16 protein-coding genes are annotated in these 20,270 nt (G+C 44.8%); 11 read left to right on the top strand and 5 right to left on the bottom strand.

Going from position 1 to position 20,270, the window contains the following annotated elements; genetic code table 11:
- Positions 1-1,105: 1,105 nt before the first annotated feature.
- The 3 genes from ACYVGZ_RS00435 to ACYVGZ_RS00425 form a co-directional block, all read right to left on the bottom strand.
- Positions 1,106-1,345 (bottom strand): DUF2442 domain-containing protein, encoded by a 240-nt coding sequence (locus ACYVGZ_RS00435; protein WP_460749630.1) that lies wholly within the window; start codon positions 1,343-1,345, stop codon positions 1,106-1,108.
- A 4-nt stretch (positions 1,346-1,349) separates the two neighbouring features.
- Positions 1,350-1,607, bottom strand: a complete 258-nt coding sequence (locus tag ACYVGZ_RS00430) for a DUF4160 domain-containing protein (RefSeq protein ID WP_460749627.1) — start codon at positions 1,605-1,607, stop codon at positions 1,350-1,352.
- A gap of 657 nt (positions 1,608-2,264) precedes the next feature.
- Positions 2,265-3,746: a carboxypeptidase M32 gene (locus ACYVGZ_RS00425; RefSeq protein WP_460749624.1), complete on the bottom strand. Its 1,482-nt coding sequence runs from the start codon at positions 3,744-3,746 to the stop codon at positions 2,265-2,267.
- Positions 3,747-4,230: 484 nt separating this feature from the next.
- On the opposite strand from ACYVGZ_RS00425, the gene ACYVGZ_RS00420 reads away from it, so the two are divergent.
- The 11 genes from ACYVGZ_RS00420 to ACYVGZ_RS00370 all read left to right on the top strand — a co-directional run bounded on the left by ACYVGZ_RS00420 (position 4,231) and on the right by ACYVGZ_RS00370 (position 15,962).
- Positions 4,231-6,378: a FimV/HubP family polar landmark protein gene (locus tag ACYVGZ_RS00420; protein WP_460749621.1), complete on the top strand. Its 2,148-nt coding sequence runs from the start codon at positions 4,231-4,233 to the stop codon at positions 6,376-6,378.
- Positions 6,371-7,198, top strand: a complete 828-nt coding sequence (gene truA, locus ACYVGZ_RS00415) for a tRNA pseudouridine(38-40) synthase TruA (protein ID WP_460749618.1) — start codon at positions 6,371-6,373, stop codon at positions 7,196-7,198. The genes ACYVGZ_RS00420 and truA overlap by 8 nt, the downstream gene beginning before the upstream one ends.
- Positions 7,182-7,799 (top strand): phosphoribosylanthranilate isomerase, encoded by a 618-nt coding sequence (locus tag ACYVGZ_RS00410; RefSeq protein WP_460749615.1) that lies wholly within the window; start codon positions 7,182-7,184, stop codon positions 7,797-7,799. Before truA ends, ACYVGZ_RS00410 begins: the two co-directional genes overlap by 17 nt.
- Complete coding sequence (gene trpB / locus ACYVGZ_RS00405; RefSeq protein WP_460749612.1) at positions 7,792-9,003, top strand: tryptophan synthase subunit beta; 1,212 nt, start codon at positions 7,792-7,794, stop codon at positions 9,001-9,003. The genes ACYVGZ_RS00410 and trpB overlap by 8 nt, the downstream gene beginning before the upstream one ends.
- Positions 9,000-9,806 carry a tryptophan synthase subunit alpha gene (gene trpA, locus ACYVGZ_RS00400; RefSeq protein ID WP_460749609.1) on the top strand — a complete coding sequence of 269 codons (807 nt, stop codon included), beginning with the start codon at positions 9,000-9,002 and terminating at the stop codon, positions 9,804-9,806. The genes trpB and trpA overlap by 4 nt, the downstream gene beginning before the upstream one ends.
- 30 nt (positions 9,807-9,836) lie before the next feature.
- Complete coding sequence (accD, locus tag ACYVGZ_RS00395) at positions 9,837-10,700, top strand: acetyl-CoA carboxylase, carboxyltransferase subunit beta (RefSeq protein ID WP_460749607.1); 864 nt, start codon at positions 9,837-9,839, stop codon at positions 10,698-10,700.
- A 4-nt stretch (positions 10,701-10,704) separates the two neighbouring features.
- Positions 10,705-11,964, top strand: a complete 1,260-nt coding sequence (gene folC, locus ACYVGZ_RS00390; RefSeq protein ID WP_460749604.1) for a bifunctional tetrahydrofolate synthase/dihydrofolate synthase — start codon at positions 10,705-10,707, stop codon at positions 11,962-11,964.
- Complete coding sequence (locus ACYVGZ_RS00385) at positions 11,957-12,571, top strand: SPOR domain-containing protein (protein WP_460749602.1); 615 nt, start codon at positions 11,957-11,959, stop codon at positions 12,569-12,571. Before folC ends, ACYVGZ_RS00385 begins: the two co-directional genes overlap by 8 nt.
- 54 nt (positions 12,572-12,625) lie before the next feature.
- Positions 12,626-13,159: a CvpA family protein gene (locus ACYVGZ_RS00380; protein WP_460749600.1), complete on the top strand. Its 534-nt coding sequence runs from the start codon at positions 12,626-12,628 to the stop codon at positions 13,157-13,159.
- A gap of 69 nt (positions 13,160-13,228) precedes the next feature.
- Complete coding sequence (gene purF / locus ACYVGZ_RS00375; protein WP_460749598.1) at positions 13,229-14,737, top strand: amidophosphoribosyltransferase; 1,509 nt, start codon at positions 13,229-13,231, stop codon at positions 14,735-14,737.
- 49 nt (positions 14,738-14,786) lie between these two features.
- A complete protein-coding gene (locus tag ACYVGZ_RS00370; protein WP_460749595.1) occupies positions 14,787-15,962 on the top strand; it encodes an O-succinylhomoserine sulfhydrylase in 1,176 nt (391 codons plus the stop codon).
- 65 nt (positions 15,963-16,027) lie between these two features.
- On the opposite strand, the gene ACYVGZ_RS00365 is transcribed toward ACYVGZ_RS00370, so the two are convergent.
- Both ACYVGZ_RS00365 and ACYVGZ_RS00360 read right to left on the bottom strand, forming a co-directional pair.
- The gene (locus ACYVGZ_RS00365; RefSeq protein ID WP_460749593.1) at positions 16,028-19,162 is read right to left on the bottom strand and encodes an efflux RND transporter permease subunit; all 3,135 of its coding nucleotides are present in this window, start codon (positions 19,160-19,162) and stop codon (positions 16,028-16,030) included.
- Between the two features lie 12 nt (positions 19,163-19,174).
- Positions 19,175-20,269 carry an efflux RND transporter periplasmic adaptor subunit gene (locus ACYVGZ_RS00360; RefSeq protein ID WP_460749590.1) on the bottom strand — a complete coding sequence of 365 codons (1,095 nt, stop codon included), beginning with the start codon at positions 20,267-20,269 and terminating at the stop codon, positions 19,175-19,177.
- Position 20,270 lies beyond the last annotated feature (1 nt).

Genomic DNA, 20,270 nt, shown 5'->3' with positions numbered 1-20,270 from the left:
GATATTAGTTATTACTTGATGAGTTATTACAACCAAAAGCGGCCTCATCAAAAAAATAAGGGAATCAGCCCTCAAGCAGCTGAAGAAAAACTTAAAACTGTGTCCGGAATAAGTTGACCACTACAAAGGGCTGAAGCTTTGCAATGAGAGCGCAGTAAACATAAAGGAAGTGCCCCAAAGCAGAATCAAAAGCAGCAAAGAGAACCAGTCTTTAAAAGTTGGTGTGTACATATGAATTATCCATTTGATCTTAAGGTGGGGTTTTTTTGAAATAACAGGTTAATCCTTAGGTGTATCTAATTTAACTCGTGTTGGTTTGGATATCCAGAGTCGATTTGAGGGGCACCCTAAAGGACAATCAACCAAAATCAGACCCAAGAATACTCAGGACTAGCCTTTTTTAGCCCACAAATTCAATTACTGGGATTCTAAGTTCACGCCATCCCAAACATCTTGTTTTTTCTTAAACTAACGAGCGATTCACTTTCAAAGACTCCTAAGCCTTTTACTCACCATTCCTAATGAAATGTTCGCATATTCTGCTATTTCTCTATAAGAACAGTACAGAATGTCAGGCTGAGATAATGAAGCAAACAGAAGTTTTGCTGAGTCTTTACTTAACTTATTCGATTTGGCTTCATTAACAGATTCTTTTTTTGGGAGGGCTTTCTGTGGTTCAATCCACAGGTGTAATCCATTGATATAAATTCTTACATTGCTAGCTGTATCAAAGTTTTAACAAGACATCCATGCTTAGAAGGGCCTGTTGGCGGGAGTTGATGTGTTCGTACACTTTATGGGAACTGCGTTCCCAACGGTGCATTACGGCCTTCGGCCTAACGGCCCCCTACGGTTTGGTATTTGGGTAAGTAGGTTTGTTTAGGTATTTGGGAAATGACATTCTGCCGAGGTAGGCGGCAGTTTCGAGGAAGAATGTCATTTTCAAATGCCGTCAATAATGCTTGAACAAGGCAGCCACGCTTAGAAAGGCTTGTTGGTTGGAGTTTATGTGTTCGTTGACTTTATGGGAGCTGCGCTCCCAACGGTGCATTACGGCCTTCGGCCTAACGGCCCCCTACGGTTTGGTGTTTGGGAGAGTTGAACTTTAGCGCTTTGTTATGTGACGTTTTAAAAACTCAGGCGCTAGATCGGCACCATTTGGCCAAACCACTGTCTCTAATTCTGGGTCTACTGCAACTTTAGAAAAAAACGAAGAGTTCTTTAGAGGTTCAAAGACACTGCCAGATAGCTTGTTTTCTAAATTGACTTCTCCGGCTGTACCATCGTCAAATGTTACCCACAGTTTAAAGCCATCAAGATATTTTGCGTTTCTAACGTGAAGCATTTTTTTACTCCAATGGTGCAATGTAGTTTAGTGGTTCGCCATTTTGAGCCTTATGCCAATTTTCCTCTAGTTCGGCTTGATGCTCTGAAAGCCATTCCTGAACGAATTTCGTGGCTCTATTTGGGAGCTCTCCTTCAAGTATTAAGCCGTCAAAGGCAAAGAGAGCCTCGTAACCAGAGTATTTAGCATGAAAATGAGGAGGATTATGATCGTTAAAATACATAGCGATAATAATTCCATAGAATCGGCTAATTACGGGCATTGTTGACTCCTTTCAACGGCTTACCCCTAATTCTATACGATTTAGCACGAAATGAAAAAGTGGGTCACATAATGTCTTGCAAAGTGGCAATAAGTTAGCGGGGTTAAATTATCGAGTCATGAGCAAAAAAACAGCCGTTAAAAACAGCCGTTTGTAGCTCTTATTTGATGGCTTGTTATACCTCTTACCGCTTTTTGGGTCAGATTTTTAAGAAGCCAGCCATGCTTAGAAAGGCTTGTTGGTTGGAGTTGATGTGTTCGTTGACTTTATGGGAGCTGCGCTCCCAGCGGTGCATTACGGCCTGCGGCCTAACGGCCCCCTACGGTTTGGTATTTGGGAAAGTAGGTTTGTTTAGGTATTTGGGAAATGACATTCTGCCGAGGTAGGCGGCAGTTTCGAGGAAGAATGTCATTTTCAAATGCCGTCAATGATGTTTGAACAAGGCAGGTATGTTTAGGCAAATTCAATGGTGGATGGTAGTGTATTTGGTTACGTTATGGGAGCTGCGCTCCCAGCGGTGCATTACGGCCTTCGGCCTAACGGCCCCCTACGGTTTGGTATTTGGGGAAGTATGCATTTTTAAGCGTCGTTAATAATACGAGGGGATCGGGGGTGATGCTTGTCGCCATGGATGGCGACAAACATTTGGGTGGCAGGTTATAGGTAACGCTCTTCTAGGTGTTTCTTGAAGTGCTCGGCATTTAGGGTTTCGCCCGTGGCACGTTCCACTAGCTCATCCGTAGTGTGGAGTGAGGCTTGAGACCAGATGTTGTCGTTTAGCCATTGGAAGATGGGGCTTAAGTCGCCGCTTTGAATGGCGGCTTCTATGTTGACTGTACTTGTCATAGTTGCTTTGTATTGAGCGGCGTACATGGCACCAAGTGTATAACTTGGGAAGTAACCAAAGGCGCCATCTGTCCAGTGGATGTCTTGCATGCAGCCATTTTTGTAGTTGCCTTTGGTTGAAAGCCCCAAGGAGGCTTGCATTTTTTCATGCCAAAGTTCTGGTACATCGGTGTGCTTGATGACGCCATTAATGAGGTCGCGCTCGATTTCATAGCGCAAAATAACATGGGCAGGGTAGGTTAGCTCATCAGCATCGACGCGAATAAAGCCCTTGGAAACTTTTGTATAGATTTTGCTGAGGTTTTGTTCGGTAAAAACTGGATCATTGTGGGCGTTAAACGCTTGCGCTGATAAGCGAGATAGGTGGCTTATAAAGTCTTTACTACGTCCTAACTGCATCTCGAAAAACAGGGATTGTGATTCATGAATACCCATGGAGCGTGCTTCGCCAACAGGCAGGCCGGTAAACGCCTTTGGCAGTCCTTGTTCGTATCGAGCGTGGCCTGTTTCATGAACAATGCCCATTAGAGCTTGCACAAAGTCACTCTCGTCATAACGCGTGGTGATACGAACATCGCTTGGCACACCGCCACAAAATGGGTGCACACTCTGGTCAAGTCGGCCATGGTCAAAATCGAATTTGAGTAGCTTCATAACCTCTAACCCTAATGCTTTCTGCGACTCAGCTGGGTAATGACCTGAAGGCATAATAATGTTTTGGCTAGCTTGTTTTTCAAGGGCTTTTTCAATCAGGTCTGGTAGCCAGGTTTTCACTTCGCTAAATAAAGTGTTTAGGGATTCAGTGGTGGTGCCCGGCTCGAATTTATCTAACATGGCGTCATAGGCGGTGAGCCCTAGAGCTTCCCCTCGAATGCTTGCTTCTTCACGGGACAGGGCGACAACTTCCCGCCAATTTTTCTCAAAGCCATGCCAATCATTTTCTTGGCGTTGGCTACGCCAAGCGTGTTCGCAAGTAGAGCCTGCCTTGGATTGGGCTTCAACCAAATCCTCTGGAACTACAGTAGCTTGCTGCCATTGGCGCTTCATTTCTCGCAAACTGGCTTGCTCTTCTGTGTTTAAGCTTTCTTGCTCAGCGTTTGCAAACCAGTCTCCTAGTTGAGGTTGTGTTGAAAGCCTATGTATGTGAACTGACAACTCTGCCATGGCATCGGAGCGGGCTTCGTTACCCCCTGCTGGCATGTTAGCGGCTGCGTCCCAACCTAATATGGCTTGAGCGTGATTGAAATGATGGATGGTTTGGCAAAGAGATGTGAGTTTTTGATAGTAAGACATAATTGAAGGCTCTAACTGTTATAAAGGGAGCGATTATCAGGCTCTTAATGGCACTATTACATCATTGTGTTTGCCTTTACGCCAAGCTATTTGCTTTCTTTTATCGCCATTATTTATTTTAAATTGAATACAATTTGCTTTAACACTGCCTTAATTAACAGGTTATGAAAAGTGCGGCCTAATGAGCGCAGGAAAAAAGAAACAGAGAGAAGAAAGGGTTAGAGGAAGCTCCTAAACACCCATGAACTTCTATGCTCTATCGTTGGCGAATGAGCAGACCAAACGAATTTGAAAGGATAAGAGCTCATGCCTACGAACGGCGCTTTTTATATTTTGAAGTCGACTTTTTCATTTAAAAGGGCTGCTTGGGCTTACTCTGTGTCTTATCTACAAACCATTGATTCTAAAGCTATTGATTAAAAGTCAGTGGTGTTAGATACTTGGTAAATATTTATATCCATTTTTGAAAAAGAAAGGGAAGCATATGCTTAAGAAAACCCTCATCAGTATGGCTGTGTCGGGTCTACTATACAGCTCCAGTAGCTACGCATTGGAATTGGGTGAGTTAACTTCTAGTTCAAATTTGGATGAGCCCTATAGTGGCCAAATTACCTTAACCGATGTCGGTAATTTAACGGCCAATGATATTTTGGTTCGTCTGGGTAGCGAGGCTGAGTTTCGACAAGCTGGCATTACGCCTACTCGTTCTCTTTTAAATCTTAAATTTGATGTGGTTCAACAGGGCGGCCGATTGCTGGTTAATGTCTCTACCGATGAACCTTTACAAGTTGATCAGTTAAACTTCGTGCTGGCTGCGCGCTGGCCGAGTGGGCAGGTGGTTCGCCAATACTTGACCCCTGTACAACAAACTGCGCTAATAGATAAAAGCCAGTCTGACGTGGTGCAGTCTGCCACACAATCAAATACCAATACTGTCCTACGTGATGCCGCTGCTTCCGCTAAGCGCATGTCTAGCCAAGCAGAAATGGATGTTGTTAAAGGCAACACGCTGTGGTCAATTGCAAGCCAAAATCGCCCAACCAGCCAATTGTCGATTTACCAAACTATGATGGCGATACAAGCCCTTAATGAAGAGGCTTTCACGGCAAATAATATTAACCTGTTAAAAGAAGGTGCCATTCTAAGGCTGCCTACGCAAGAACAGATCGCTCTCTTTAACAGAACTATGTCTAAGCAAGAATTTGACCGCCAGCATCAAGCTTGGATGGCAATGAAGGCTAACGGCAACCTTTCTGCAGTTGAGCAAGCTCAATTAAATACCCAAGCCCAATCAAATCAGGGAACCAGTGAAACAACTGAAACAAGTGATAAATTGACCTTGGCTTCAGGTCAGAGTTTGCTACCTGAAGATAGCGCCAGCTCCAACAGTGGTGATGGTGAAGCGATCAATGATTTGCAAAATGAGCTATCTGCTACCCAAGAGTTATTAGATAAAGAGCAGCGTGAAAAAGCGGATCTATCTGATCAGCTAGGAGAGCTTAATAAACAACTTGCAACCCTTGAGCAATTAATTAGCCTAAAAGATCAGCAAATGGCAGAGTTGCAGTTGCAGTTTTCTCAAGCTCAGCAAGCTCTACAAGAGCAAAAGAATACCGTTGATCAGCTGTTAGAAGCAGATCAAATGCGCCGTGAAAAAGAGCAGGCCGAAGCTAATTCTCTGTTTAATAAGATTTTTGGTAACTCCATCATAGTATCAATCGGTGCTGTGGTATTAATTCTATTAGGCTTCCTTGCGGGCTTGTTAATCCGTCGATCTGGTAAAAAGAAAGCCGAGCAAGCCAAACAGCATGACGAATTTGATTTGGCAGCCCCTGCCGCGGCGGCCACAACAGCGGCTGTGGCTGCGGACGCTTTCGCCGGGGAGATTGCTGAGCCAGAACCAGAAGCATTTGAAGAAGAGGTTGCCCAAGCAGAGACCCCAACAATTGAAGATGACCCTTTCGCATTTGATTTCAATGAAGATGAAGATATCGATGACGATATCGATGTCTTTGATGATGAAATTGAACCCACTGAAGAAGTTGAGCTAGACGAATTCGAATTTTCCGAAGAGGACGAGTTAGAAGCTGTATCGGAAGAAGAAGTTGACGAACTAGACGACGTTGTGGATGAAGTCGCTGAAGAAGCTGTAGAAGAACCAGAAGATGAGATTCCGACCGTTGAAGCAGATGACGAATTTGATATTTCTGCAGAGCCAGAAAGCGAAGAAATCAGCGATGAAGAAGAATTTGTTTCTAGCCTTCTAAATGATGTGGATCAAGAAGATGCTGACGAGCAAGCTGTATTTGATCAAGCGCCTGATGAAGCATTGGCGAATTCTATTGAAGAAAATCTAGCTGAAGCGCAGGCGGATGACATTCCTGATGCGCCTACTTTTGGTGAAGAAGAAGCCACCAACGAAGAGTTAGAAAGTGACGATGAAGAAGAGTTTGACTTCTTTGATGCCAGTGGCGATGAGGTCGCAACCAAGCTTGATTTGGCACGTGCCTACATGGACATGGGCGATGATGAAGGTGCCAGAGTGATTTTTGAAGATGTCATTAAAACGGGTAATGAGCAACAAATTGCAGAAGCCCAGAGTATGATGGAGCGCATGTTCCCAAGTGAGTAAACATAGAGTAGCTTTGTTGGTCGAGTACGATGGCTCGGCCTACAAAGGCTGGCAAGCCCAGAAATTTGATGTACCAACCGTTCAAGAAAATCTCGAAAACGCTTTAAGTAAAATAGCCAATCAACCAATTAGCGTTGTGTGTGCAGGCCGTACGGATGCGGGTGTTCATGCCAGTGCGCAAATGGTCCATTTCGACACAGATGCTGAGCGATCAATGCGAGCTTGGACCCTGGGGGCGAATACTCATTTGCCTAAAGATATTGCAGTGGTCGGAGCGAAACCCGTTAATAATGAGTTTCACGCTCGATTTAGTGCGTTAAGTCGCCGATATCGTTATGTTATTTACCAGTCTGAAGTGCGTCCAGCTTTGCTTTCAAAAGGCGTAACTTGGACTTATAAGCCACTTGATGTGGCTCGAATGCAAGCTGCATCCCGTTATTTTCTTGGCACTCATGATTTTACTTCTTTTCGTGCAATAGGCTGTCAGGCTAATAGTCCTGTGCGTACCATGCTGAATTTTGAAGTTCAAAAGCTAGGCCAATACATTGTGATTGATGTGCGAGCCAATGCTTTCTTACATCATATGATTCGTAATTTTGCCGGTGTTTTAATGACCATTGGGGCAGGCGAGCAGCCGGTAGAATGGGCTAAGCAGGTGCTCGATGCGAAAGATCGTGCTAAGGGTGGGGTTACAGCACCGCCCTTTGGCTTGTATTTTGTTGATGCTCAGTACCCGCAAGAGTATGATGTACCTACGTCTTCGTTGGGTCCTCATTTTTTGCCAACTGTAGAGGAGCCAAACCATGACGTGTCGTGTTAAAATTTGCGGCATTACCAACTTGGCTGATGCTATGTTGGCTTGCGACGCAGGTGCTGATGCACTTGGCTTTGTTTTTTACGAAAAAAGTCCACGCTATATTAGCCCTGAACGTGCGAATGCTATAGTGGCTGAACTGCCGCCATTTATAACACCTGTTGCCCTATTTGTGGATGCTCCGAAGGAACAAATCGACACTTTGATTTGTGATCAACCCAGGTGGGTTATCCAATTTCATGGCAATGAAACCGAAGCAGAATGTCTTCAATACCAACGCTCCTATATCAAAGCGTTACGTGTCAAAGCCGATGAGGAATTAAGCCAATGCATAGAAGCTTACCCTACCGCCCAAGCTATTTTACTCGATGCCTACAAGCCTGGCGTGCCTGGCGGAACTGGCGAAACCTTTAATTGGTCTTTGATACCTGAAGCTATGCCTAAGCCCTTAATTCTCGCGGGCGGACTCACACCCAGAAATGTTTCCCAAGCTGTCCAGCAAACACAGCCTTATGCTGTTGATGTTAGCGGTGGGGTGGAGCAGTCAAAAGGCAAAAAAAATCACCAAAAAGTAAAAGAATTTATTAATGGAGCAAAAAGTGGATAAACAACAAAAACAGCAAGCATTGCCTGATGCACAAGGTCGTTTTGGCCAGTATGGCGGTGTGTTTGTTTCAGAAACCCTAATGGCTGCGTTAGATGACCTCGCAAAAATGTACGAGGATCTGTCCCAAGACGAAACCTTTCAACAAGCATTCGATAAAGACTTAGCACATTATGTTGGCCGTCCTTCACCTTTGTATTTTGCTGAGCGTTTAACTGAACACGCCGGTGGAGCAAAAATCTACTTAAAACGTGAAGATCTTAACCACACAGGTGCCCATAAAATTAACAACACTATTGGCCAAGCGCTGTTGGCTAAGCATATGGGAAAGCCTAATATTATTGCTGAAACGGGGGCAGGCCAACACGGTGTGGCGTCTGCCACAGTCGCGGCTCGTTTGGGGCTTAAATGTAAAGTGTTTATGGGCTCTGAAGACATTCGTCGTCAATCTTTGAATGTATACCGCATGAAGTTACTTGGGGCCGAAGTCATTGCAGTGGACTCAGGAACAAAAACACTGAAAGATGCATTGAATGAAGCTATGCGTTACTGGGTTGGTAATGTAGATGACACTTTTTACATTATTGGCACCGCGGCTGGGCCTCATCCTTATCCTAAATTAGTTCGTGACTTCCAAGCTGTTATTGGTCGTGAAACCAAACAGCAGTGCATGGAGCAAGAAGGGCGCTTACCTGACGCAGTCGTCGCTTGTGTCGGTGGCGGGTCTAATGCCATAGGTATGTTCCATCCTTTCATAGAAGATGAATCTGTCGCTATGTATGGTGTAGAAGCCGGAGGTGACGGTATTGAAACTGGTCGTCATGCGGCTCCACTATCAGCAGGAAGGCCTGGAGTGCTACACGGAAATCGAACATATGTTATGGCCGATGAAGACGGTCAAATCAGCGGTACTCACTCTATCTCTGCTGGCCTAGACTATCCTGGCGTAGGTCCTGAGCATGCATGGTTAAAAGATATTGGTCGTGCAAACTATGTTGCCATTAATGATGATGAAGCAATGGAAGGTTTCCGTGATCTTACTCGACTAGAAGGCATTATGCCTGCACTAGAGTCAAGCCATGCTGTTGCTTATGGTATGAAGTTGGCAGCGACCATGTCTAAAGACGAAATCGTTGTTATCAATTTATCTGGACGTGGTGACAAAGACATTTTAACAGTGGCGCAATTGGATGGAATTGAAGTATGAGTCGTATAGCACAGTGTTTTGATGGGTTAAAAACCTCAGGTAAAAAAGCTTTAATTCCTTACATTACGGCAGGTGATCCAGCACCAGGCCATACGGTTACACTCATGCACAGCTTGGTGAAGGCTGGTGCAGATGTGATTGAAATCGGTATGCCGTTTTCTGATCCCATGGCCGATGGGCCTGTGATCCAGCTGGCTTGTGAGCGCAGTTTGGCGGCAGGAACTCGTATTAAAGATGTGCTGAATATTATTCGTGAATTTCGTGAAACAAATCAGCATACGCCAGTGGTTTTGATGGGGTATTTGAATCCGATCGAGTTCTACGGTTATCAAGCATTTTCAGATGCAGCCAAAGAAGCAGGCGTAGATGGCGTTTTATTAGTAGATCTGACTCCTGAAGAGGCCACAGATGTAGTAGAATGCTTTTCAGCGAACAATATTGATTTAATTTACTTGCTGGCACCAACCACCACCCTTGAAAGAGCCAAAAAAATATGTGCTTTAGCATCGGGTTATGTGTACTACGTGTCAGTTAAGGGTGTTACCGGATCGGCGGCACTGGATGTGGCAAGTGTTAAACAGCATGTTGATACGCTACGAAGCGTAACAGATTTGCCAATTGGCGTCGGTTTCGGCATCCGCGATGCGCAAACGGCTGCGGCGGTCAGTCAATGTGCTGATGGCGTGATTGTTGGTAGTGTACTGGTTAATGCTATCGCAGATAAGCAGCAAGAGAGCAAAGAATTAATAGCCGATGCTCTAGCGAATATTTTGTTACCTATGCGTAACGAAATGGACGCATGAGCATCACTAGAAACAGATATGGAGAAATAAATGAGCAGCTGGTTAGATAAATTTGTACCCTCGATCGTACGTAGCGAGTCGAGAAAGTCGGCAGGGTCCGTGCCAGAAGGGTTATGGAAGAAATGTCCAAAATGTGACAATGTTTTATATCGTCCTGAGTTAGAAAAGAACCTAGATGTATGCCCGAAATGTGACCATCACTTACGCGTGGGTGCTCGCCGCCGTTTGGATATCTTCCTAGACAAAGAAGGCCGTGAAGAGATCGGTGCTCATCTTGAGCCTGAAGATAAACTGAAGTTTAAAGACTCTAAGCGCTACAAAGACCGTATCTCAGCAGCCCAAAAAGCAACGGGTGAAAAGGATGCGTTAGTAGCAATGGAGGGCGTACTAAACGGCATGCCAGTGGTTGCTGTGGCCTTTGAATTCAGTTTCCTTGGCGGTTCTATGGGCTCTATCGTTGGTGAACGCTTCATTCAAGCGGTGAATGTGTGTCTTGAAAAACGCATTCCTTTGGTGTGCTTCTCCGCTAGTGGTGGTGCGCGTATGCAAGAGGCTCTGATCTCTTTGATGCAAATGGCGAAAACCAGTGCCGGTTTAGAGAAAATGAAACAGCAGGGCATTCCTTACATTTCAGTTATGACTGACCCTGTGTTTGGTGGTGTGTCTGCCTCTCTGGCTATGCTAGGTGATTTTAACGTGGCTGAGCCGAATGCACTGATTGGTTTTGCAGGTCCTCGTGTTATTGAGCAAACTGTACGTGAAAAACTGCCTGAAGGTTTCCAGCGTAGCGAGTTCTTGCTTGATAAAGGAGCGCTCGATACCATCATTAAACGCGATGAAATGCGTGATCGCCTATTTAACATCTTGTCGTTACTGACAAACAAGGCGGCCTAACCCAATGGCGCAAAGGTCATTAGATGAGTGGCTTTCGTATATCGAAAGCCAGCATCCTTCTGAAATAGAGCTCGGCCTTGAAAGGGGTAAACAAGTATTAGATAAGCTTGCAATTGGTCGTCCTAAAGAGCGCGTCATTACGCTTGCCGGTACCAATGGTAAAGGCTCTTCTTGCGCCATGCTGACTCATTATTTATCGGCCCAAGGCTATTCGGTGGGTACCTATACCTCGCCACATTTTATTGCTTTTAATGAGCGTATTGCCATTAATGGTCGCCCATGTGGCGACGATCTAATTTGCCAAGCGTTTACCGTAATAGAAGAAGCCCGCGCTGATATTCCCCTTACTTATTTTGAATTTAGTACCCTTGCTGGGCTGTGGATCTTTGATCGCCTAGCGCTAGATTATTGGGTCTTAGAGGTTGGCCTTGGCGGACGTTTAGATTCTGTTAACATGGTCGATACTGATGTTGCTGTTATTACCTCAATTGCCTTAGATCACACGGATTGGCTGGGGAATAACCTAGAAGATATTGGCCGCGAGAAAGCCGGAATTGCTCGGCCTAATAAGCTTCTGGTAAGTGGCGTTGTTAACCCTCCAGATTCCATTGCGTCAACCGCTAAAATTGTAAAAGCAGATCTTAAACAGAAGGGGGCGGATTTTCACTTCAATGTCGGCCCAACAGATTGGTCTTGGTATACCGACGACGTGCGCTTTGAAGCACTTCCTTTGCCTCAGTTACCCATTGAAAACGCTGCAACTGTATTGGCAGTGCTACATTACATGGGCCTCTCTCCCAGTCAGCAAGACTTGTCTCAATTGTTTAGTGAAGCGACGTTAACCGGGCGTTTTCAGCGTGTTTCCTCTGCACCTGATGTGTATATTGATGTTGCCCATAACCCAGAAGCAGCATTAGAATTACGGTCTAGGATCACACCATTCGAGAAGCAACCGATTGCGGTATGTGGCATGCTGAAAGACAAAGACATTCTGCAAGTCATACAACACTTAAAAACCAGCTTTGCTGCTTGGCATGTGACAGACTTGCCAGGCCCCAGAGCCGCTTCGGCGGCAGAGTTAAGTTTGGCTCTTCATGAAACCGCTTGCTCTGCCAGTATCACCCAACACTCAACACTTCAGGATGCTTATATTGCGGCACTTAAGTTAGCCCAACAACAAGCAAGAGCGATTGTGTTGTTTGGATCATTTGTCACTGTGACGGAATATTTAAACTCTGTTCAGGAAAAACCGTTAAATGATTGATAAAACCATTAAATACAGGCTAGCAGGGGCGGCAATTTTAGTTTTGTCGGCGTGTATTCTACTGCCCCTAGTGCTTGATGGAGAAAGGCCTGCTGAGCTCGATTTACAAGTGGTCATTAATGAGCCGCCTGCTTTTACTCCTGCTCCTATCGCTAAAGCAGAGCCGGTTAATAAAGCACCCAATACGGCTTCACCAAGTGCCTCAAATAACGATGAGGATGATATTCAGCTTATCCCCATTGCGTCCGATACTTCTAAACAAGACAGTTCCTCTAAAAAGCCGACAAACGTTTCCTCTAAAGCCACTACCCCCAGTACAACAACGACCAAGCCTGCCGTTAAAAAGCCTGCTGCTGTTAGTCAGAAGAAACCTGCTGGGCGCTGGGCATTGCAAATTGCAACCTTTAAAAACCGTGAAAATGCACAGCGTTTAGTGACCAAACTGCAAGCAGCTAAGTACGATGCGTACAGTGTCACGGTTAACGCCTTGTACAAGGTGTATGTAGGGCCTGAGTTTGATCGAGAAGTATCTGAAAAAGCGAAAGAGAAGATCAAAAAAGATTTCGGGCTCAATGGCTTTATTATTAAGTATTCAGTGAATGGCTAATGCCATTATTTTAAATCCCTAGGCGTATTGTGGGCCTAACGTTTCGAGGATGACATGGATTTTTTCAGTTCTATTGCGACCGTGGACTGGCTTATTATTGCGGTGGTTGTCGTTTCTACCTTGCTGAGCTTGAAGCGAGGATTCGTTAAAGAAGTTTTGTCTTTGGTAACCTGGTTGGTAGCGTTTCTTGTTGCCATTAAATTCTCAGCCCAGATGCAAACTTTACTGGCTGATCAAATTCAGAATGACCAGTTTCGTTACATAACGGCCTTTGCTTCTTTGTTTATTGCGACTCTCATCGTTGGCGCATTGGCGAGTTTTTTGTTGGGATCTTTAATTAAAATAACCGGTCTTGGCAGTACAGACAAAGTGCTTGGAATGGTGTTTGGCTTTGCTAAAGGAAGTTTGATTGTTGTGGCGTTTGTTTCGTTACTCAGTTTAAGCCCAGCCATAGAGAAAACAGAAATGTGGAAGTCTTCGCAACTTATTCCTCAGCTGGTACTGCTAAAAGGGTGGGTGAGTGATCTGTTAAGTAAGGGATCAGAAGTGGTTAACCCTACCTTGATAGATAGAGCATTAAGCAGCTAATTTTATAGTCAGTCATAAGTAATTCGTATGTGACCTTTGGTCATGGTTTTCTAAAACGAGGGTTTTAAAATGTGTGGTATTGTTGGTGTCGTTGGCACGTCTGTAGTTAACCAAGCAATTTTTGATGCGTTAACTCTTCTACAGCATCGTGGGCAAGATGCTGCTGGAATGGTGACTAGCCATAATGGCCGTCTGTGTCTTCGTAAAGATAATGGACCTGTCAGCGAAGTATTTCGCACACGCCATATGAAAAAATTATTGGGGAACATTGGTATCGGCCATGTGCGTTACCCAACGGCTGGCACATCCAGCTCAGCTGAAGCGCAACCCTTTTACGTAAACTCTCCCTACGGTATCTCATTAGCTCATAATGGTAACTTGACCAATACAGAGAAACTTAAACAAGAAGTGTTTGAGTCTGACCTTCGTCACGTTAATACTACTTCTGATTCCGAAGTGCTGGTGAATGTGTTGGCCCATGAGCTTCATGAGGAAGGCAAGCTTGTACCTACGCCGGATGATATTTTTAATGCCTTAGAGCGAGTATACAAGCGAATTGAAGGCGGTTATGCAGTTGCTGCTCTGATCACTGGCTATGGTATTCTCGCTTTCCGTGACCCTGATGGCATACGCCCATTGATTTATGGCTCCCGCCAAACACCAGAGGGTATTGAGTACATGGTGGCCTCTGAAAGTGTGGCATTAGATGCCGCTGGATTTACTATTGAGCGTGACATTCTACCTGGTGAAGCGATTTTCCTTGATGTCAATCATAAGGTACATGTACGTCAATGTACTCCGAAGAAAGTGGCACGTCCTTGCTTGTTTGAATATGTGTATTTTGCGCGCCCAGATACCGTTATTGATAATATTTCAGTGTATAAAGCACGTATTAATATGGGTAACCGTTTGGCAGAAAAAATTCAGCGTGAATGGCATGATCACGATATTGATGTGGTCATTCCAATCCCTGATACCAGTCGTACTGCAGCCCTACAAATTGCTCAAGCACTTAATATTCCCTTCCGTGAAGGCTTGGTTAAAAACCGTTATATCGGCCGTACCTTTATTATGCCTGGGCAAGCAGTGCGTAAAAAATCCGTGCGTCAGAAGTTAAACCCTGTGCCATTTGAGTTTAAAGACAAGTCGGTATTGCTGGTGGATGATTCCATTGTTCGCGGTACTACGAGTAAAGAAATTATTGAAATGGCTCGGGAAGCCGGGGCTAAGAAGGTCTATATTGCTTCTGCTGCGCCGGAAGTACGTTACCCTAATGTCTACGGTATTGATATGCCAGCGGCCAAAGAGTTGATCGCTCATGATAGGGAAGTAAATGAGATCTGTGAGTTGATCGGTGCTGATAAGCTTATTTTCCAAGATTTGGATGATTTAATCCAAGCTTGTATTGATGAGAAACATTCTGAAGTACGCGAATTTGATACGTCTGTTTTTGATGCAAAATACATTGCAGGAGACATTGACGCGGCTTATCTGGCTCAACTAGAAGGTAATCGTCAGGACTCAAACAAGTCTGATTCTAAAGTGTCTAATAGCAGTGACATGATGCACCCAATGTAATTTTGGGTGTTCTTATTTTACTGTTTATTTTTTTAGCAAGGTATATGCAATGACGGATTACAAAAATGCCACAAAGGCCATCTGGGCTGGGGTAAACCAAACTCAAGAGCAGGAAAACAGTGAAGCCATCTTTATGACTTCAAGTTTTGCCTATTCGAGTGCTGAAGAAGCTGCGGGAAAGTTTTCAGGGGAAGATGACGGTAATGTGTATTCTCGTTTTACCAACCCGACTACCGCTTTATTCGAAAAACGCCTTGCCGCGTTAGAGCAGGGTGAGGCAGCCATTGCTACCAGTTCTGGTATGGCGGCACTCATGACTTTAGCTTACAGCTTATTAAGTGCTGGGGATCGAGTGGTGTGTTCACGCAACATCTTTGGTTCTACCATTAAATTCTTCAACACCTATACCACTAAATTCGGGGTGGAAGTGGTGTATGTTGATGCAACGGATTATCAGGCGTGGCAAGAGGCCATTAATGATAATACCCGCCTTTGTTACTTTGAAACACCTTCTAATCCTTTATACGAAGTGGTTGATGTAGAGAAAGTCGCTCACTTAGCTCATAAGAAAGGGGCTTTACTGTGTGTTGATACCGTTGTGGCAACTCCAGCATTGCAGAACCCTTTAACTCAGGGTGCTGACATTGTTATGCAGTCTGCTACTAAATTTATTGATGGTCAAGGTCGTTGTTTAGGCGGTGCCCTCGTAGCCAGTCAAGAGCTAGTGGACGTTTTCACTGCCTTTATGCGCAGTGCTGGGCCGTGTATGAGCCCATTCAATGCGTGGGTTTTATTGAATGGTTTAGAGACCTTGGGTTTGCGTATGAAGGCGCATTCTGCCAATGCAATGGCGGTTGCCGAGTATTTAGAGGCCCACCCTAAGGTGAAGAAAGTGAACTATGGTGGTTTACCTAGCCATAAATATCACGAGCTTGCAAAGCGCCAACAAAAAGACTTTGGTGGCTTGTTGTCATTTGAAGTAGAAGGTGGAAGATCTGCTGCTTGGTCTGTGATCAACAGTGTTAAGCTGATGTCTATTACAGGCAACCTAGGAGACACTAAAACACTAGTGACTCACCCTGCCAGTACGACTCATGGCCGATTATCTGATGAAGAAAAAGCCCAAGCAGGCATTGTTGAAGGTTTGATTCGCATTTCAGTTGGCCTTGAAGACAGTGATGATATTATTGCCGACTTGCGTCAGGCATTAGAACAGTTAGGCTAGTTTTATCAAATAAAAAACGCTTACCGAAGCTTTCGGTAAGCGTTTTTTTTTGTGTCTCTAGAAAGTTAATTCGTCGCTTCTTCTTGTAGTGCTTTAAGCATCTTTCGCTCTTTTCTGCGATAACCAAGAACCAATAGGCAAGGGGTTAGGATCAAGGTTAATGGGGTTGCGAAAGTCAGACCACCGACGATCGCTGTTGAGAGCTGTGTCCACCATTGAGCAGAAGGCGCGCCTATACTCAATGCTTGATGAGTAAGGTCAATGTTTAATTGAAATACCATGGGTATTAAGCCCAAAATCGTGGTGATGGTGGTTAACATAACAGGACGTAACCTTTGTACTCCCGTACGAATAGCCGCCTCACGGACCATTAAACCTTGTTGGCGTAAGCCATTAAAGGTATCGATCAGTACAATGTTGTTGTTTACCACAATGCCGGCCAACGCAATAACACCCACTCCGCTCATGACGATGCCAAAAGGTTCGCCTTTTAGAATCAATCCTATAAGTACTCCCATAGTGGAGAACACCACAGCACTAAGAATCAATAAGCATTGGAAGAAGTTATTAAATTGAGTCACCAAAATAATGGCCATGATAAAGAAAGCAACACCGAACGCTTTTAATAGGAAGATCATAGACTTCTGTTGATCTTCTGTATTACCACGGAACTCATAACGAACTTGATCACTTAGGCCACTTTTATCCAACTCTACTCGTAGGGCTTTAATAACCTCGTCGACCACAAGTCCATCTTTTACATCGGCATTAATGGTAACGGTTTTCTTCCCGTCGGTACGGTTAATCACCCCTTGTTTAGGCGCAGCATAACGGTGAATGAAATTACTCGCAGGAACGCTACCTTGATTTGTCGGGATCTGTAATTGATCTAACTGTTCTAAATTACGCTGTGCGACAGGATAGCGTAGCACTATGTCTATTTTATCATCTGCGCCTTCGGGTAAGAAATCGCTCAACACAATGCCTGTGGTGATCAACTTAGTTACATTGCCTAGCATGTTAACATCTACGCCATAGCGACTTGCCTCAGCTCTATCAATGTCTAAGCGCCATTCAATACCGGGTAAAGAGCGGGTGTCACTAACAGTGAGTATTTCATCTCTTTGAGCAAGGCGTGCGCCAACTTCATCTGCCGCTTGATTAAGGGCGGCACTAAAATCAGAGCTTAACTGCAACTGAATGTCCGCGCCAGATTGAGGGCCACCTTGTTGGATTTCTGAACTGACTTCAATGCCTGGAATCTGGTTAGTGCGATCACGAATGTGATCTAAGATTTTGCTGGCAGGTTCACGGGCAAACCAGTCAGTGAATTCTAAACTGATGGAGCCTATACTGTCGGTTGCAGCATTGTCTGAAGGCGTCGTGTAACTCGTGGAGACCACGCTTTTTAAGCCGGGATAGCCAATAACTTGCTCTTCAACTTGGCGCACTAGGGCATCTTTTTCTTGCAAGGATAGATCCCCACGAGCGCGAATGTCTAAGCTGGCTGCTTCCGGCTCAATGTTTGGAAAAAACTCGACGCCTTTACCAAATTTGCCATAGCTTATAAAAACACAAATTAATAAGCTAATGGTGAACAAAAGCACCCAAATAGGTTTTTCAACGAGCCTCGTTAGTACACGACTGTATAAGCCAGCAGCCCCTTTTAATTGTCGTAAATCACCGGTTTCAGCAAGACGCAATGATGACATGGTCTTTTCTGAGTAAGCACCTTTTTTACCGATTATCGAGCCAATGGTTGGTATGACGATGAGTGCCATCAGCAAAGACGAACTTAATGTCGCTATGATGGTGATGGGCATATAGCGCATAAACTCACCCACAATGTCTGGCCAAAAGAGTAAGGGCATAAACACGGCTAAGGTGGTGGCCGTAGACGCTATGATGGGCCATGCCATACGTTTGGCCGCTTCACTATAGGCTTGTCGTTTAGAAGCGCCTTCTGCCAGTTTTCGGTCAGCATACTCGGTTACCACGATAGCACCATCGACCAACATACCGACGCTTAATATGAGCGCAAACAGCACCACCATATTGATGGTGAAGCCTTGCAAGTCTAAGAGCAAAATGCCAGACAGGAAAGCGCCTGGAATGGCGATACCGACTAATAGTGCACTACGAATACCAAGAGCCCAAACTATGACGATCATGACCAACAAAGTAGCGGCGAGCACATTGTTAAACAAGTCGTTTAAAGAGGTTTCAATTTCCTTTGACTGGTCTTCCGTCAACTTGTATTGAATGCCATCTGGCCAGCTTTTGCTTTCTGCTGTGACAACCTCTTTTACTGCTTGAATGGTGTCGATTATATTTGCCCCAACACGCTTAGAAACGGCTAAGGTAATGCTGCGCTGTCCTTCCACTCGAGCAAAGCTGCTAGGGTCTTCAAACGTCAGTTCGCCAGTGGCGATATCGCCTAGCAGTACAACATCGTCGCCATCTACCTTGATGGGAAGATTCAAAATGTCTTCTTTTGTTTTAAGCAAACCGGGCACTTTTAATGAAAAGCGACCTGCACCGGTATCTAAATTACCTGCTGCAACTAAACGGTTGTTGTTCGCTACAAAAGCAGCCACATCGGATAAATTTAAGTTGTAAGACTCTAGCTGATCAGGGCGAACAATGATTTGTGCTTGCTGTTCTCTATCACCACTGATGCTTGCCTCTAACACTCCGGTTACGGCTTCGATTTGATCTTGTAGAGTATTTGCTACACGGCTTAAGGTGGCAAAGTCCGTATTTCCAGATAAGTTGACCCTAAGTACGGGAAAAGTAGACAGATTGATCTCGTTGACAGTCGGCTCGTCTGCATCGTCTGGTAAGTCGCTTTTAGCGCGATCCACTTTTTCTTGGGCGTCGGTTATGGCTTGATCAATATCAACACCAGAATCGAACTCAAGAATAATAGAGGCATGTCCTTCGGAAGCGGTTGATTTCAGTTCTTTTAGCCCTTCAAGCCCTTGTAGTTCTTTTTCGAGAGGGTGGACCAGTAAGCTATCTGCGTCTTCTGGGGAAATACCTTCCAAGCTGATGGAAACATAGGCCATTGGAATGGTGATGTCTGGATTGCTCTCTTTAGCAATTTCAATATATGACACTGAACCTGCAATTAGAATTAAAGCAAAGAACATCAATACGGTGCGAGAGCGGGCTAATGCCGCTTCTATGATTTTTTGCATGCTTGTGCTCTCTTACTCTTGATAGTGTGCTTCAACTAGGTCGCCTGCACTGACAAAACCTTGCCCTACAGTGATGATGTTAACGCTATCGTTTAATCCTATAACCCATACTTTGTCACGCTCAGAGCGAATAATCTCGACAGGCGTTATTTCCACATGGTTATCCAAACTGAGGGTTTTTATCGCCGTGTTACCTTGCTCGTCCAAGGTTAACAGCGCAGGTGAGAATGCATGAGCCTTAACATTGTCTAACACGAAATTGACTTTTGCACTGAGCCCCGCGGGGATTAGGTTGTCAGGGTTGTTTACAAGGGCTTCAACGCTGATGGTGCGGCTCGCCTCGTTTGCTGTTGCACTTACAAATGACACCTTACCTGTGGTACTGATGCCATTTTCAAAGCGAATGTTGGCTTGAGTTCCTAGGCCTATTTTATGGGTCTTATTCTGTGGAATGTTCACTTGAACACGCAATGGGTCAAGGGAAACAAGTTGAGCGACGACATCAGTATTGCCTATGTAAGCACCGTTTTGAACGTCTAAGCGATTAATAATGCCACTGAAAGGTACATGTAGTTCAGCATTCTCTAGGTCGACGAGTAAAGATTGTAGCTGAGATTGGGCAGTTGCTAAATTCGCCTCTGCCGTGGCCAGGTTGGCTTGTGATGAATAGTTGTTAGCAGACAACTTTTTAATGCCGTCAAATTCGAGTTGGCGTTGTTTAACCAAAAGACGAGCTTGTTTTATTTGGCTTTCTAATACGCGAGTATCAATATAGAGTAGTGTTTGACCTTCCTTTAAAAAATCACCTTTCTGAACACTTAATGCTGTTATGCGTCCGTCCAAACGGTTACGTAATTCAAGGATTTCATTTGCGAGGGTTTTACCAGAAAGGGCCAGTTTTGTATCAATCGTCTGGGCGGTAATTGTGCGTGCTTGAACAGGATAGGCTTGAGCCTGTTCCGATGACTGGGCTTTAGGGGATACCTTTACTTGTTCGGCTTCTTGAGGCGCACTGGTAACACCGCTTTCTCCTGAAACCATCCAAAAAACCGCTGAAGCCGCAACAACAACCGCTGTTATTGGGCCTACTTTACTTTTTAACTCCATT

Source organism: Marinomonas epiphytica (genome assembly GCF_054780655.1).
Note: the sequence above shows the minus strand (reverse complement) of the source record. Positions and strands in the feature narration are given on the sequence as shown.